The organism is Bacteroidales bacterium (genome assembly GCA_013141385.1).
In the GTDB taxonomy this organism is placed as follows: Bacteria; Bacteroidota; Bacteroidia; order Bacteroidales; family Tenuifilaceae; genus UBA8529.
The window spans coordinates 38,948-56,500 of the sequence record JABFRB010000027.1; the positions used below are offsets into that span (position 1 = coordinate 38,948).

The window sequence follows — 17,553 nt, forward strand, 5'->3', positions numbered from 1 at the left end:
ATAATCAAATTATTTAGAATTCCCATTTGATATTATCATCTGCAACCTCCAACTTTGAAACATTTGACAATAAGACCTTAATGCTTCTATGCTTAAAAATATCAGAAACTTTTACATCATAGTCTAGTATCTTGCTTATTCGATGCGATACTTGTATGGCTAAAATAGAATTGCCTCCAATGCTGAAAAAATCATCATGCAATGAAATTTCTTCTACGCCAAGTACATCGCCAAATATTTGAGCTATTTGATATTCTGCCTCTGTATAATTATCCTCTAGGATACTGATCTTTTTTTGATTTTTTGGCTTTTCGTCTGTATAATTTTGTTGTCTGATGTTATCTGAATATTCTTTGTTAAAATCAAATCTTGATAGAAGAATGCTTTTTTCGGTTTTAGTATGCACCAATTTTCCTAGAGCATCAGAAAATTCGTAGCTTTTAATTGAATTTAAAGTTTTTCCTTGATCTGTCGTAAGACTCTTCATAAAGTCAATCGCCATACCCGTATCTGAAATTTGATTTAGGCCAATAGTCAATATGTGTAAAATATTAGGATGACTTCTATAGCTTATTTCATCTAAATATAAATTTGCCGCTGTATACTCCATATTACCTAAGGAAGGAAGGATACTCGCTAATGACGAACAGCTTACCAGATAATTTATTCTGACAGACTTGGCAAGTTTAATTAGATTTTCGATCCCCACTATTTTAGGCCTTACAACTAGTTCAATATCATTGGAAGTTTTTTCAGTTAAAGCACTTTTAGCTGCAACGCCTGCCGTGTGTAAAATTACATCAATGCCTTTGATACTGTTTTCGGCTAATAACTTCTCAATTAGAGGTGAAGCATCCTCACAACCAATATCTATTGGGGAGTAGATGATATGATGCTTAGTATCCCTTAAATAGGAGAGTCTGGTTCTATAGTCATCTCTTAAGTTTGCCTCACTAGTTCGACCTAAAAGAATAAGTGTACATTTTGAATCTTTTTGAACAATAGAATTAGCATAAGCATAACCAATACCACCTAATCCTCCGGTAATTAGAAATACAGAACCATCGGATTGCAAACTAGTATTCGTCTTTATTTGGTTCGTCAAGGAGATTACTTGCTGATAGGTTGGAAACCATTGGTATTTGCCCCTTATCACTACTAAATCTTTCCCTTCGTCTTGCACTAAAACAGGCAGCAATAAATCTTTATAGCTACTCTCTTGTGATGATAAATCTATGTGAAATGCTTTGGTTCCTGAAGTGAAGTACTCAAAGGGGATTGATTTGGTAACTCCAAATATTATAGATGCTCTTTCCTGCAACCTTTCATTTCCTATAACTTCATAATTATCAAAAGAAATCGAAACGAATTTTGGAATTTTATTGCCAGTATCCTTTGACCAATTAAAAATATTTCTTACAGCAAAAATGTCTAAACTTGGATTTTCAATATCAATACTTGGCGAAAGGTATATAACCAAATCTATCGCTTTAGTCCTTGCCTTTTCATTAAATATAGTTTTTATATGCGATAAATCACTAAAATCAAATGTGAACTCAGGTTTAATATTATTAGTTTGCTGATGAATGACAAAATTTAAGTAATTGCAATGACTACTTAATAAATCCAATAATTCACCTCTTCCGTCTTGTTGGATATTTTTATCGTTTATTAATACTAATATATTTTTATGTTTTATTTCCTCGGTATTCCAAGATGCTTTTATATCAGTTCTTTCCCAAGAACGTTTATAAAACATTTCGTCAACTGAATTAACCTTTTTAGTGTCTCTCCCGCTACCTTTCTCTAGCCAACACTTCTGGTAATTAAACTGATAGGTAGGCAATCCAGATACTAGGTTTGCGTTTTGAAATAGTTTGGATTCATTCGGTTTACGGATAATGCCGGACATCCAAAGTTTCGCCCTAAAATGTTCTTTACTCTCTATGTTTTGGTAGGTTCTTACTTCTTTGGCTGAGGGAAGTAATTGCAATGTATTTAGCGATTTATAGCCGTTTGCGCTTTTGTAATTTTTCACAAAGGAGCTTAATCCCTTGCCAGTTCCTACTTCAATAAAGCAAATTTTGTGGTTATATTGCCTGCTCAAACAATCTACCCCCTTTGCAAATTGTACCGTATTCCTAAGTTGCTTACACCAATAATCACATGTAGTTACTTCCTCCTTTGCTATTTCACCTGTCAGATTGGAGACAAAGTACTTAATTGGTTTTTTTAGTTTGATATTCTTGAAAACACCCTCAAATTCATTTGCAGCGTCCTCCATCATTCTTGAATGAAAAGCATGGGAGGTAGTTAGACTAATTGTTGAAATAGCCCGTCCGTCTAAATCGATTTTAAGTTTTTTTATTGCTTCATTCGTACCAGAGACCACTATGTCCTCCGAGGAGTTGATAACCGCTATTTCACACCCATACTCTTCTACGATTGTTTTAACAACTTCCTCCTTTGCATTGATTGCAAGCATACAGCCAGATTGCATGGCCTGCATTAGCTGTCCTCTTGCGACTACTACCCGAATGGCATCCTCAAGGGTGAACACTCCAGATAGGGTGGCTGCAACATATTCACCAATGCTATGTCCAATGTAGGCATCAGCAATTACGCCTAAATGCTCCAAATATTTTGCCATAGCATACTCTATGGTAAACAGCGATACCTGTGTCCATTGGGTTTCGTTGATGTCATGCTGAGAAATCTCATCCCCAGGGTACATCACGTCGAAAAGGTTTATCTCAACATGCCGATTGGCAATTGCGATGCACTGATCAATGCAGTCCTTAAAATGTTGCTCATTATCGTATAAAGCCTTTGCCATGTGGATGTACTGTGCACCCTGTCCGGGGAACATAAATACGACCTTATTGCTGCTTTCTGCATGTGTCTCAGCGTATGACGTATATAATCTTAGCTTATCAAGTAATTCAGATACATTTCTGGCGCAATACGCACTTCTGAAGCTAAAATGCTCTCTCCTTTCCTGCAGGGTATATGTGATATCCTGAAGGTTTATTGGTTGACCATTACTATTGGCTTTATCTAGATATTTAGCCAGCTCCTGTCTGTACTGTTCCAAGGACTGCCTATTTTTGGCGGATATCAGAATAATATGCTGCGCTAAATCACCTTGCTCTTTCTTTGCGTGGATAGTTTCTTCTAATTCCCGTGTGCTGGGAGAGTAATCGCCGATGATCACATGTGCGTTAGTACCCCCAACTCCGAATGAACTCACTCCCGCCAAACGCTGCTTGTTGGGGTTAGGGAGCCATTCCCTATTTTCTTTGGTGATCTCGAAGCTGGTCTGATCTAGATGCAGTTCTGGGTTGGGTTCGCTGAAGTTCGGCTGCCCTGGGAAAGTGCTATTCTGAAGCATTGCGCAGACCTTAATTAAGCCAGCTGTGCCAGCTGCAGAATCAGTATGTCCAATATTGGCTTTTACTGCACCTAATATTGTTTTATTTTTTGAACGATTTTCCTTTGGTAGATTATATTCAAACGCCTCTCTTAAAGCTTGAATCTCAATTGGATCTCCTAGATTAGTTGCTGTACCATGGCATTCCACGTAGTCGATCTGGTCGGAGGTAACTCCAGCCATCCTCTGCGCATTGATGATACATTCGCTCTGCCCGATCACCGAAGGTGCGGTGTAGCCTGTCTTGCGATCACCGTCATTATTGGATGAGTAGCCTTTAATAACCCCTAGGATATTATCTTTATCCTTAATTGCATCTCCTAAGCGTTTGAGCAACACTACCCCAACGCCTGATCCCCCAGTGGTACCAGATGACTCTTTATCGAAGGTTTTGCAGTGACCATCCTTTGAAAGGATCATCCCCTCCTGGTACACATAGCCAACCTGTTCAGGCATGGATAGCGACACCCCCCCGGCCAGTGCCATATCGCAGGCACCCAGTCGTAGGTTCTTACAAGCCTCAATAACAGAGATTAATCCTGTAGAACAGGCAGTGTTAATAGATATGGCAGGGCCTAATAATCCAAGAAGAAATGCCGTTTTTGTTGTTATCGCATCTTTGTTATTTGAGGATGATGCGTCCCAAAGGTTAATCTGCTCAGCCATCTCCCCGTTTAGGATATGATGATAGAAATAATCACTATTACCACTACCTGCAAAAACCCCAATATTTAGATTCTTTCTTAGTTGAGCATAGCCAGAAGATTCTAAGGCAAACCAACAATGCTCAATAAATTTACGAATTTGAGGGTCTAACAATTTTGCCTCATTAGGAGAAATATCCCAGAAAAGAGGATCGAATAGTTCAATGTTTTTAACCTTACCGGCAACTGGTACGTAGTTAAAATCTTCAAGCAAAACTTCCTCAACCCCTAGCTCTCTACACTCATCTTTGCTATAAAATTGTATTCCCTCCCGCTGGTTTGCAATGAGCTGCCATAGCTCTGCAATATTACTCACCCCACTAAATGCTCCCGAAATGCTTATAATAGCAATTTCATGGTCGTTATTTTGAACTTTATTGTATTGTAAATTATATTGAACCTCATTGTCTGGTTTTATGCTTTGTATAAGTTTGCTTATTGAATTAAATTTGAATAGATCAGCAACGCTTATTTGTTTAAATTCATCCAATTGGCTTAATTTCTGTTTAAGTCGGATGCTCAGTATGGAGTTTCCTCCCATCCTAAAGAAATTCTGATGGGTGCTAATCTGATCACTCTCCATGCCTAAGACTTCAGCATAAAGTTGGCAGAGCTTAATCTCCAAATCAGTCTCCGGTTTAACATAGTCTTCCTCGTTGCCAAATTCGGGATCTGGCAGAACCCGTTTATCTAGTTTCCCGCTGATAGTTATAGGGAATGACTCCATCGGCACTAAAACACTAGGCACCATGTAATCTGGTAGCACCTGTGAAAGCTTATTCTGGATTGTACTTTGGTTTAACTTATCATTGTTGTGATCGAGTACATAATAGCCCACCAAATATTTGTCGTTTCCAGTTTCGGTTTTCCTTTCTTTGACAAGAACGCAACTCTGCATAACACATGGTAACTGTGCAAGTGCATGTTCAATTTCGCCCAACTCTATCCTGTACCCACGGATCTTAACCTGACCATCATTCCTGCCAATAAATTCTAAACAACCATCAGGTAACCACTTAACAAGATCTCCAGTTTTGTAAAGACGAGTAAATCCATTCTCGCGGTCTACTTCTGTAGCAAATGGATTGAAAACAAAACGATCCTCGGTTAGGTCGGGTCGTTTCAAATAGCCTTTAGCCAAGCCTATTCCCCCTACGTACAACTCTCCGATAATGCCTACTGGAACTGGGATAAAATTATTATCCAGAACATACACTTTTATATTATCTAATGGTTTACCAATATTTGTATTTGAATCTCCATCAGCAAATGTGTGCATTGTCGAAATTACTGTACCCTCCGTTGGACCATAGGCGTTTATCAGCGTCCGCCCCTTACTCCATTTGTCCATAATTTCTTGGGTACTTAAATCTCCCCCAACTAATAATGTTTTTAAATCTGGCAACTGAGTGTAGGGCATTGCACTTAATAACACAGGAGGCAAAAGGGTTGTGGTTATTTTTCGATCAGCCAAATAATCGCACAACATACTTGGGTCCTGCCTTACATTTGTTGGTACTATCGAAAGTTCCCCCCCGAATGGTAAGGTGCTAAATATTTCCCATACCGAGGCATCAAACACTAACGAAGCGTACTGCAACATTTTCGACCCATAATTTATTCCAAGCTCTTTCTTTTGAATAAAAGCAAGATTACACAACCCTCTGTGAATCAATTCAACTCCTTTAGGTCTGCCAGTTGTACCTGATGTATATATCACATAGGCAAGATCTTCCGGTTTACTATATGGTGGAAGATTTGATCTATCTCCATTGTTAAAAATATCCTCAGAAAGATCTATGAAAACTATCTTGTTATTAGGTAACACATTTTGACCATCCTTGATTATGTGTCTTTGACAAAGAACTAGTTCTGCCTGAGTATCCTCCAGAATATAATCTACTCTTTCCTGTGGGTAGTTGGTGTCCATCGGCACATATGCTCCACCAGCCTTCATGATTGCGAACATCCCGATTACTGCCTCTAAACCTCTATCAAGATATAGAGCAATAAGCGAATTCAAGGCAAAAGGTCTACCTGTTTTTTGCTGATACTGCTCCTTAATGAACCATGCTAACTGGTTGCTTTTCTCATTTAACTCCTTATAAGTAAGCCTTTGTCCATCATATTCCAGTGCTATTGCATTCGGAGTTTTTACTACCTGCTCTTGGAATAGCTGATGAATCGTACAGTCTTTTGGATAATCATTTTCGGTTTTATTCCACTGATAAACAATACGTTGATACTCATCTTGATCAAGCAGGCCTATCCGATTATAAGACATCTCTGGGGATTCCACAAGAAGTGTTAGTAGATACTTATAGTGAGCAATGAGCCTCTCAATGGTTTCTTTGCAAAACAAACTGGTTGCATAGCTAATCTGTCCAGTAATCTCTTCTAAACTATCATCAATGAAAATCGACAGATCAAATTTCTCTATTTCATAAACAGACTCTGTCTGAAGTGGTCGTAGATAATTTTTTTGTTGATCAGAGGTTTTGTTTGTATTCATAAAATTCTGTACACCGAATACTATCTGAAAAATTGGGTGTCTTGAAGTATCTCTGGCAACACCTAATTCATCCACTAATTTTTCAAAGGGCAAATCCTGATGCAACTGCGCCTCTACCTGATCCAGATGAACCTGTAGAATCAGATCTTTAAAAGACTGTTCAATTTTGATTACAAGTCGATTAGCTTGTATATTTACAAAATATCCGATTAATCCCTCCGTTTGTCGGTGATGTCGATTTGCAATTGGACTTCCAATGACAATATCGTCTTGACCAGTATACTTACCCATAAGGATTCCAACACTACTAAGCATAACACTATGCAATGTTGTGCCATGATGCTGAGCCATCTCTCTCAATTTTTGGCTTACGGATTTACCCAATGTAAATTCCTGACAAGCACCTCTGTAATCTATCTTGGTGGGTCTATTATAATCGCTTGGTAATTCTAAAGGTTGACAATCTTGTAATTTGGTTTTCCAATAACTCATCTGCTTCTCGAAGGTCTCTCCAGTCAAATATTTTCGCTGCCAAACAGCATAGTCCTTGTATTGAATATCAAGAGCAGGTAGACTAAAATCCTTATTATTATTGATGTATGCATCATAATACACATAGAGTTCTTTTTGAAAAACATCTATAGACCATCCATCGCTCGCAATGTGATGAGTATTAATAAGAAGTAATGTTCTATTTGTTTTTTCCTCAGGTGTTGCCTCGCTGGATTGGATATAGTAGAACTTAACTCGGATGGGATACTCGCTGTTTAGGTTAAAGGGACGATTAATGTCATATTTAACCAAGGCATCATAATCCTCTTTATCAGATAATGCTACTTCTTCAATATCTAATGGATTATCATGTATTACTTGAGTGCCATTTTGTTGATCATCATTCTGCTCAATTGTACTTCTGAGTATTTCATGTCTCTCAACTATCTTACTTATAGCGTATTTTAATCCTTTCACATTTGTATTAACATCCAATTCATAAAGAGCAGGGATATGGTAAGCATTAGTTCCCTCCTCATACTGCTCTATGAACCACAAACGATCCTGTGCGAAGGATAAGTCGGCTTGCTTTGCCAGTGTTTTATCTATGTGAATCTGAATTTTACGGATATTGTTGGACAATAACTGCGATATGGTCTTGTACTTGAATATATCAGCAACCTTTACATCGAAATTCAGCACTTTACTCATCCGATGCGATACTTGTATGGCTAAGATAGAGTTGCCCCCTATTCGAAAGAAATCATCTGTTGTGCCAACCCTATCCAAACCCAGTATTTCCTGCCAAATCCTACATAATTCCAATTCTATATCTGTAGTTGGAGCAACATAATCTTCTGTTGACAGGTTGAAATCTGGTTCTGGAAGTGCGCGTTTATCTAGTTTACCATTGATATTCAACGGCAATGAATCCATTGCTATTAGTACACTTGGCATCATGTACTCAGGAAGCAACTGTGACATTTTACCGAGAATCTCCTCTGAAGTAAGCATTTCATGTTCGTCATCCAATACGTAATAAGCCACCAAATACCTATTATTACCAGTTTCCGTTTTCCGTTCTTTAACAAGTACACAACACTGTCTTACTCCAGTAACCTGTAATATGGCATGCTCAACCTCACCCAACTCTATCCTAAACCCTCGAATTTTTACCTGATCATCATTTCTGCCAATGAATTCAATGTTTCCATCTGGCAGCCATCGCACCAAATCGCCAGTTTTGTACAAGCGAGTGTAACCATTAGTCCTATCACTTTCTGTGGCGAAGGGGTTGGGGATAAAACGCTCTACCGTTAACTCTGGGCGTTTCAGATAGCCACGAGCCAGACCCGCTCCACTAATATGCAATTCACCGATAATGCCTACTGGAACAGGGTTACCACATGGGTCAAGTATGTAGACTTTAATGTTCTGGATCGGTCGCCCAATCTGCTCGACCTCCCCGCCCAGTATTCGCTTACCCGTTGCGTAGATACTCGTCTCCGTTGGTCCGTAGTAGTTAAATAACTCCACCCTCGCAGACCATATCTTAGCCGTTTGCCTATCGCAGGGTTCTCCCGCATATATCATCATGCTTAGATCAGGGTATACCCGCTGCGGTAACTGACCCAGTAGTATGGGAGGCAGGTAGGCGAGGTTGATCCTGTTGCTCATCAGGTAATCTGCCAGAAGAGCACTATCCCGACGGGTGTCACCCGCTAGGATATGAAGTTCTAGCCCCTCTATGAGGCTGTTAAATATTTCTGATACGGATACATCGAACGTGTATGAGGTGTATGCAGTGACCCTACTGATTTTACTCCCATCGTAAATCCCCTGCATTGAGAACAAGGTGTTTACTACCGCCCTATGTTCCACCATCACCCCCTTGGGTCTGCCAGTTGTTCCTGATGTGTAGATTATATAAGCGAGATCGCTACTAGAACTAGGTAGTAAAAGATTCGATGAGTCCTCTTCCTTATATAATTTTTCATCTAGATCTATGCAAATAATCTTTCCTTCAGGTAGTTGCGCTTGACTTTCGGTATTTATATATTTCTGGCTTAGTATGATTTCTGCTTGAGTATCCTCCAGTATATAATCTACCCTATCCAGTGGGTAAGTGATGTCAATCGGCACATAAGTTCCGCCTGCTTTCAGGACTGCAAGAATTCCAATTACCATCTCTAAACTCCTATTTAAATAAAGGGCAATTGGGGTATCCGCATTTAGGGGCTGATTTGTTCTTTGTTGGTATTGATTTCTAATATATTGGGCTAACTGATTACTTCTCTCATTAAGTTCCTTGTAAGTCAACTTCTGCTGCTCGTAAACCAAGGCAGTACTCATCGGGGTTTTCTCAGCCTGATCCTGAAATAGCTGGTGGAGCGTTTTATCTCTAGAGTACTCCCTCCCCGTCTCATTCCACTGGTAGACGATGCGTTGATACTCTTCAGTGTCAAGCAGACCTAACCGACTATAAGGCATCTCTGGAGATTCCACAAGCATTGTTAGTAGGTGCTTGTAATGAGCGATAAGCCGCTCAATGGTTTCTTTGTGAAACAGACTGGTTGCATAACTAATCTGTCCCGTAATCTCCTCTAAACTATCATCAATGAAAATCGACAGGTCAAATTTCTCTATTTCATAGTACGCTTCAAAATGGAGTGGTCGAATATAGTTTTTCTGCGACTTCTGAGTTTGTGTCTGATTACCAAAACTCTGCACAGAAAATATCACCTGAAAAATAGGATGACGGGAAGTATCTCTGGTGACACCCAACTCCTCTACCAACTTCTCGAAGGGGAGATCCTGATGCAGTTGAGCCTCCACTTGCCCCTGATGAACCTGCAATATCAAATTATCATAACTCTGTGTGCGGTTGAGCAGGATTCTGTTTGCTTGCGTATTGATGAAGAATCCGATCAGCCCCTCTGTCTGTCGGTGATGTCGATTAGCAATGGGACTACCTATAATGATATCATCCTGACTTGTATATTTGTTCAAAAGAATACTAACACTTCCTAGCATCACGCTGTGAAGCGTTGTACCATGCCTCTGAGCAAGCATTCTCAACTGTCGACTAACCTCATGATCTATTGTAAACACTTGGCTTGAACCGCTGTAATCTACCTTACTTGGTCTTGGGAAGTCGGTGGGTAGTTCCAACGATTGATAACCAGACAAACTATTAGCCCAGTAGCGTAACTGCTTTTCCAAAATATCTCCAGTCAGGTAAGTACGCTGCCAAACCGCATAATCCTTATATTGGATATCCAAAGTGGGCAAGGAAAAATCAACGTTTTGATTAACAAAACCCTCGTAGTAAGCATTCAATTCTTTCTGAAGGATATCCATTGACCATCCATCACTGGCAATGTGATGGGTGTTTATGAGTAACAGGGTTCTACTTGATTTATTTTTAGACACCTCCCTAGTAGGTTGTATGTGATAGAACTTAACCCTGATTGGATACTCTGAACTCAAGTTGAATGGACGGTTTATATCTGCCTTCAATAAGGATTCGTAGTCCCCGTTATCGGGAATGACTATCTCCTCAATGCTTAATGGCTTATCTTGCACCACTTGAACGCCATGCCCTTCAATCTGCACAATTGTGCTTCGTAATATCTCATGTCTAGAAACAATCTGACGTAGAGCATATTTCACTCCCTCCACATCAGTGCTGGCAACAAGTTCGTAAACTGCTGGAATGTGATATGCATTTGTACCCTCCTCAAACTGTTCAATGAACCATAGACGATCTTGTGCAAAGGACAATGGGGCTTCATTAGTAATTATTTTTGGTATATTTATCTGGGCATGTCCAAGGCTATGAATCAGTAATTGCGATATGGTTTTTTGCTTGAATACATCGGCCACCTTAATGTCGCAAGCCAATGCTTTGCTCATCCGGTGCGATACTTGTATGGCTAAAATAGAGTTGCCCCCTATTCGGAAGAAATCGTCAGTAATACCAACCCTTTCCAACCCGAGAACTTCCCGCCATATTTTACACACCTCGGTTTCAACATTTGTTGTTGGGGTCACATAACTTTCAACTAATAGGCTGAAATCTGGATCAGGTAAAGCACGTTTGTCCAACTTTCCATTTATGGTTAGCGGAAATGATTCTATTGGCACCAAAGCACTGGGTATCATGTAATCTGGAAGCCCCTGCGATAGTTTATCATGAATTGCACTTTGGGTTGGCAAATCCTCAACATGATCAAGCACGTAGTATGCAACCAAATATTTATTATTTCCAGTATCTGTTTTCCGCTCCTTGACCAAAACGCAACTATTCTTTACACCGGGTATTTGGTTAAGTGCATGTTCAATTTCGCCAAGTTCTATCCTGTGTCCGTGGATCTTCACCTGACCATCATTCCTACCAATAAATTCCAAATTACCATCAGGTAACCACTTTACAAAGTCTCCAGTCCTGTACAAACGTGTATAACCTTTCTCTCGGTCTAACTGCGTAGCAAAAGGATTATGAACAAACCGTTCTTCCGTTAAGTCAGAGCGTTTAAGATAACCTTGTGCCAAGCTAATGCCTCCGATGTACAATTCCCCAATAATGCCAATAGGAACTGGGTTTAAATCGCTACTTAAAACGTATGCTTTAGTGTTATCTATTGGCTTACCTATGTTGGTATTTAAATCACGTTCTGCATATGTATGCATTGTTGAGATCACAGTACCTTCTGTTGGTCCATAGGCATTTATCAGCGTCCGCCCCCTACTCCATTTGTCCATTGTTTCTAACGAACTCAGATCCCCTCCAACCAATAATGTTTGTAAAGCAGGTAATTGGGTGTATGGCATCGAACTTAACATTACAGGCGGTAACAGGGTTACAGTTATTTTATGACTAGCCAAATAGTCGCTAAGTAGGTAAGCATCCTGTTTTATGCTTGAAGGAATAATTGAGAGTTCAGCTCCGAATGGTAAGGTGCTGAATATTTCCCATACGGAGGCATCAAATACTAATGAAGCATACTGCAGCATCTTCGATTCAGCATTAATGCCTAGTAGATTTCTTTGGACAAAAGCAAGATTACAAAGTCCCTTATGGGTCAACTCAACGCCCTTTGGTTTACCGGTTGTTCCTGATGTGTAAATTATGTAGGCAAGGTCTTCTGATTTGCTATGCGGTGGAAGATTGGATTTATCCTCACTACCAAAAAAGCCCTCGGTAATATCAATATAAATTATTTTATCCTGTGGTAGTAGATTCGGTCCATCCTTGGTTAAATGTCTTTGGCTAAGAACTAGTTCAGTTTGGGTATCTCCTAAAATATAGTCCACACGCTCCTGTGGATAGGTGGTTTCTATCGGCACGTAGGCTCCACCCGCCTTCATAATCCCCAGCATCCCGACCACTGACTCAATGCCTCTGTCAAGGTATAGCGCTATTATCGAGTTCACGGCAAAAGAGCGACCCGTTTTTTGTTGATACTGCTCTCGAATATGCCGTGCCAGCTGGTTGCTCTTCTCGTTGAGTTCCTTGTAGGTCAACCGATGCCCATCGTATTCTAACGCTACGCTGTTCGGCGTTTTCTCCACCTGCTCCTGAAATAACTGGTGTATCGTTCTGTCCTTTGGGTAGTCTTTGTCAGTTTCATTCCATTGATATATGATTTGACGGTACTCATCAGAACTAAGCAGGCTAATTTGACTGTGTTTTTTACTAGGTGTTTCCGCAAGTTGGGAAACCAAATGGGTATAATGATGGATAAACCTTTCTAAAGTATTCCTTTGGAACAGGCTAGTAGCATAGCTGATTTGCCCAGCAATTTCCTCTTGACTATCGTCTATGAAGATCGAGAGATCAAACAGTTCTACCTCGTATGCTGACTCTATCTCTATCGGCATGAGGTAACCTTTCTCATAGTCGAAGACCTTACCCTGATTGCTAAAATCTTGCACAGAAAACATCACCTGAAAAATTGGATGTCGTGTGGTATCTCGAGTAACGCCTAACTCCTCTACCAAACGTTCGAAGGGTAAATCTTGATTTAACTGTGCTTCAACTTGCCCCTGATGAACCTCTTTGATTAATGATTCATAACTTTGCTCAGGGTTTAGTAAAATTCGATTTACTTGTGTATTAACAAAGAAACCAATAAGTTCCTCAGTCTGTCTGTGATGGCGATTGGCGGTTGGGCTGCCGATTATAATATCATCCTGACCAGTGTATTTGCCTAAAAGAATGCTTAACCCACTCAACATTACACCGTGTAATGTAGTGCCACTTTGCAAAGCCAGCATTCTTAATTTATTGCTAATTTGTCTATCGAAACTAAATCTTAAATATGCCCCTTTGTAGTCTACACGGTTTGGTCTTGGGAAATCAATGGGTAGATCTAAGTTTTGATAGTCAGACAGTTTGTCTTTCCAATATTTTATCTGTTTCTCAAGAATTTCACCGCTCAAATAAGTCCTCTGCCATACCGCATAGTCCTTATACTGAATCTCTAACGCAGGTAGTCCAAAATCAAAGTTATGCCTAACATAGGCTTTATAGTATTCGACCAGCTCTTTCTGTAAGATATCAACAGACCAGCCATCGGTTGCAATGTGATGGGTATTGATCAGCAATAAAGTTCTACCCAATGGATTTCCGTTTTTAGAATCATCCGAAGGGATTTTATATAACTTAACTCGAATGGGGTACTCGGAACTTAGGTTGAATGGGCGGTTGATGTCCTCTCTAATAAGGGCTTCATAATCATCATGTTTTAGAAGGGTTACTTCTTCTATGCCTAGTGGAGCATCATGCACTACCTGAATTCCTTGTCCATTGCGTGATTCAATTGTGCTTCTAAGCACCTCATGACGTGAGACCACCTGCCTAATTGCATACTTTATACCCTCCACATCAACATCGACATTGAGTTCATATACTGCTGGGATATGGTAAGCATTAGTTCCTTCCTCGTACTGCTCAATAAACCATAAACGGTCTTGTGCAAAAGAAAGGATGGCCTCATTGCCCTCTATTTTTGATATACTTATCTGAGCCTTATCTATGCAATGAAACAGTAGTTGTGATATGTTTTTATATCGGAATACATCCGCAACCTGAGTATCAAATCCTAGAGCCTTGCTCATTTGGTGTGAAACTTGTATAGCCAAAATGGAATTACCGCCGATTCGGAAGAACTCATCAGTTACACCCACTCTATCAATACCCAATACTTTCTGCCAAATCCTGCATAATTCTATTTCCATTTCTGTTGCTGGTGCAACATACTCGCCAGTAGATGAACTAAAAACAGGGTTTGGTAATGCGGACTTGTCCAATTTGCCATTGATGGTCAAAGGGAATGATTTCATTTCCACCAAAGCGCTGGGTACCATATATTCAGGGAGTAAGTGCGATAAACTGTCCAAAATAGTTTCTTGGGTGATTAAATTTTCACTATTATCCTGCACATAGTAGGCAACTAGATATTTACTACTGCCCGAATCAGTTTTTCTCTCTTTAACAAGAACACACCCCTGTTTTATTCCTAGAATTTGGGTTAATGCATATTCAATTTCGCCTAATTCAATCCTATATCCACGGATTTTTACCTGATCATCATTTCTGCCAATGAATTCGATATTACCATCGGATAGCCATCGCACCAAATCACCAGTTCGATAGAGCCGTGTATAGCCGTTTGTCTTGTCCGATTCGGTAGCGTATGGGTTTGGTATGAAACGTTCCCCTGTCAGGTCGGGGCGTTTTAGGTAACCACGAGCCAGACCTGCACCGCCAATATACAACTCACCAATAACCCCTATCGGAACTGGGATACCGTTTGGATCGAGTATGTAGGCTTTGGTGTTCTGAATTGGTAGCCCAATCTGCTCAACCTCACACTCCTGTATTCTTTTACCTGTTGCATAAATACTTGCCTCTGTTGGCCCGTAGTAATTATATAGTTCCGCTCTTGCTGACCATAGCTTTGCCGTTTGTCTCTCACAGGGTTCCCCAGCGTATACTACCCCCTTTAAATCTGGATATACCCTCTCCGGCAACTGACCCAAAAGGATTGGAGGCAGATAGGCAAGGTTGATCTTGTTACTAATCATGTAGTCAGCCAAGAGAGCACCATCCCTACGAGTATTGCCAGCTAGGATATGAAGTTCCAGCCCACCTATTAGACTATTGAATATCTCTGATACGGATACATCAAATGTGTAAGCGGTGTAAGCAGTGACTCTGCTGATTTTACTCCTATTATAAATACCCCGCATAGCGAATAGGGTGTTTACTGCGGCTCTATGCTCCACCATCACTCCTTTGGGTCTTCCAGTAGTCCCTGATGTATAAATCACATATGCAAGATCCGTTGATTTGCTGTGCTGTGGGAGTTTGGATGCGTCCTCCTTACTGTAGATATCCTCTGCTAGATCAATGTTAATAACCTTATCACGGGGTAGTTGGTTTTGCCTTTCTCCTACTAGATGTTTCTGACTGAGTAGAAGCTCTGCGCAGGTATCCTCCAAAATGTAGTCCACCCGCTCCTGCGGGTAACCTGGATCTATTGGTACATAAGCCCCACCAGCCTTGAGCACCGCTAATATCCCGACCACCATCTCCAAATTCCTATCTAAATAAAGGGCAATAAAACTATCTGAATTTAAAGATTGATTTGTTCTTTGTTTGTATTGTGTTTGGATATGCCGAGCCAGCTGATTGCTCTTTTCGTTAAGTTCCTTATAAGTCAACTTCTGCTGCTCATAAACCAAAGCCACTTCTTCCGGTGATTTTTCTGCCTGTTCTTGGAATAACTGGTGGATTGTTTTATCTCCTGGGTAGTCTTTATTTGTTTCGTTCCACTGGTAAACAATTTTTTTGTACTCTTTTGGATCTAATAGACCAAATTGGCTATAGAATTTTTTAGGTGATTCCGTAAGTTGAACTATCAAATAGGTATAATTAGAGATAAGTCTTTCAATGGTTTCCTTTTCGAATAGAGCAACAGCATACATTATTCGTCCTGAAATCTCTTCCCGACTATCGTCTAATATGATTGATAAATCAAATTCCGCAACATCATAATTTTCTTCTTGTTGAATTGTATTTAGATGTTTTTTTTGTCTTAGGTCTTTTTCATAACTATTTACACTAAGCATTATCTGAAAAACAGGATGTCTTAAAGCATCTCGTTGAATGTCTAATTCCTTAACTAACTTTTCGAAAGGTAGATCTTGGTTCAACTGAGCTTCCACTTGATCTTTATGAACCTGCTTTATCAAGGATTCAAAGTTCTGTTTTTCACTAAGTTGTATTCGAACAGCCAACCTATTCGCAAATAATCCAATTAAACCTTCAGTTTGAGGATTCTGCCTATTAGTGCTTATACGTCCAACCACAATATCACTTTGACTTGTATATTTACCTAAAAGGATGCCAAAACTGCTTAGCATCACATTGTGTAGGGAAGTATTGTACTTGTTGGCTAAAGCCCTTAATTGTTGACTAATTACTTTATCAAAAATAAATTTCTGAGATGAATTACTAAAGTTTGTTTTGTTGGATCTTGCATGATCAGTAGGAAGGTCAAGGTTCTGGTAATCCCATAATTTGGTTTTCCAATACTCCAACTGTTTTGTAAGGATTTCTTCGGTTAGATAGGTCCTTTGCCATAAGGCATAATCCTTGTATTGAATATCGAGGGTAGGTAAGCAGAAATTTTTATTGATATAGGCTTCGTAGCAGACATTTAACTCTTTTTGGAATATGTTCAACGACCAGTTATCAGCAACAATCGGATGGATATCAATTAAAAGCAATGTACTATTCAACGAAACCTCGGATGTAGCATAAAATTTAACCCTAATAGGATAATTTCGACTTAAATCAAATGGACGGTTGATATCCTCTTTTAGAGCAGATTTAGCTTCTTCAACATTAGTAAAAATTATCTCTTCAAAACTCAATATTTCGTTATGTACTATTGCAGCACATCCCTGACTATCGTGTTGTTCAATCGTGCTTCCGAGTACTTCATGTCTAGAAACTACCTGTCTTATAGCATATTTTATGCCCTCTAAATCAATGGTATCGTCAAATTCAAACACCAAAGGAGTGCGGGTGGGTTTAATCCCCACTTCATCCTTCTCAATAAACCATAAACGCTCCTGCAAAAGACTTAATGGGTAATAAGTCAAGGAATTATCCCTGAGGATTACGGTATCTAAAAATTTCTTTTTCGAGAAAATTTGATTCTCATTAAGAATTGATACTATTTGATTTTTATTTTCTTCAATAAAATCTTTTGCTACTTTTTCAAACTTTTTAGGGGCACTAAATTTAATGATATCATTCACAAGCCAGATAGCACCAGCATTGAGTCTTAACCCATTTAAAAATATGTGAACATCCTTCATCTTCATCCGTTTATTTATTA

Annotated in this window: 1 protein-coding gene; it reads right to left on the minus strand. The window is 39.6% G+C overall.

Translation table 11 applies throughout. The annotated features are described in order from the left end of the window. Positions 1-13 precede the first annotated feature (13 nt). Positions 14-17,539, minus strand: a complete 17,526-nt coding sequence (locus tag HOO91_15960; GenBank protein ID NOU19052.1) for an amino acid adenylation domain-containing protein — start codon at positions 17,537-17,539, stop codon at positions 14-16. Positions 17,540-17,553 lie beyond the last annotated feature (14 nt).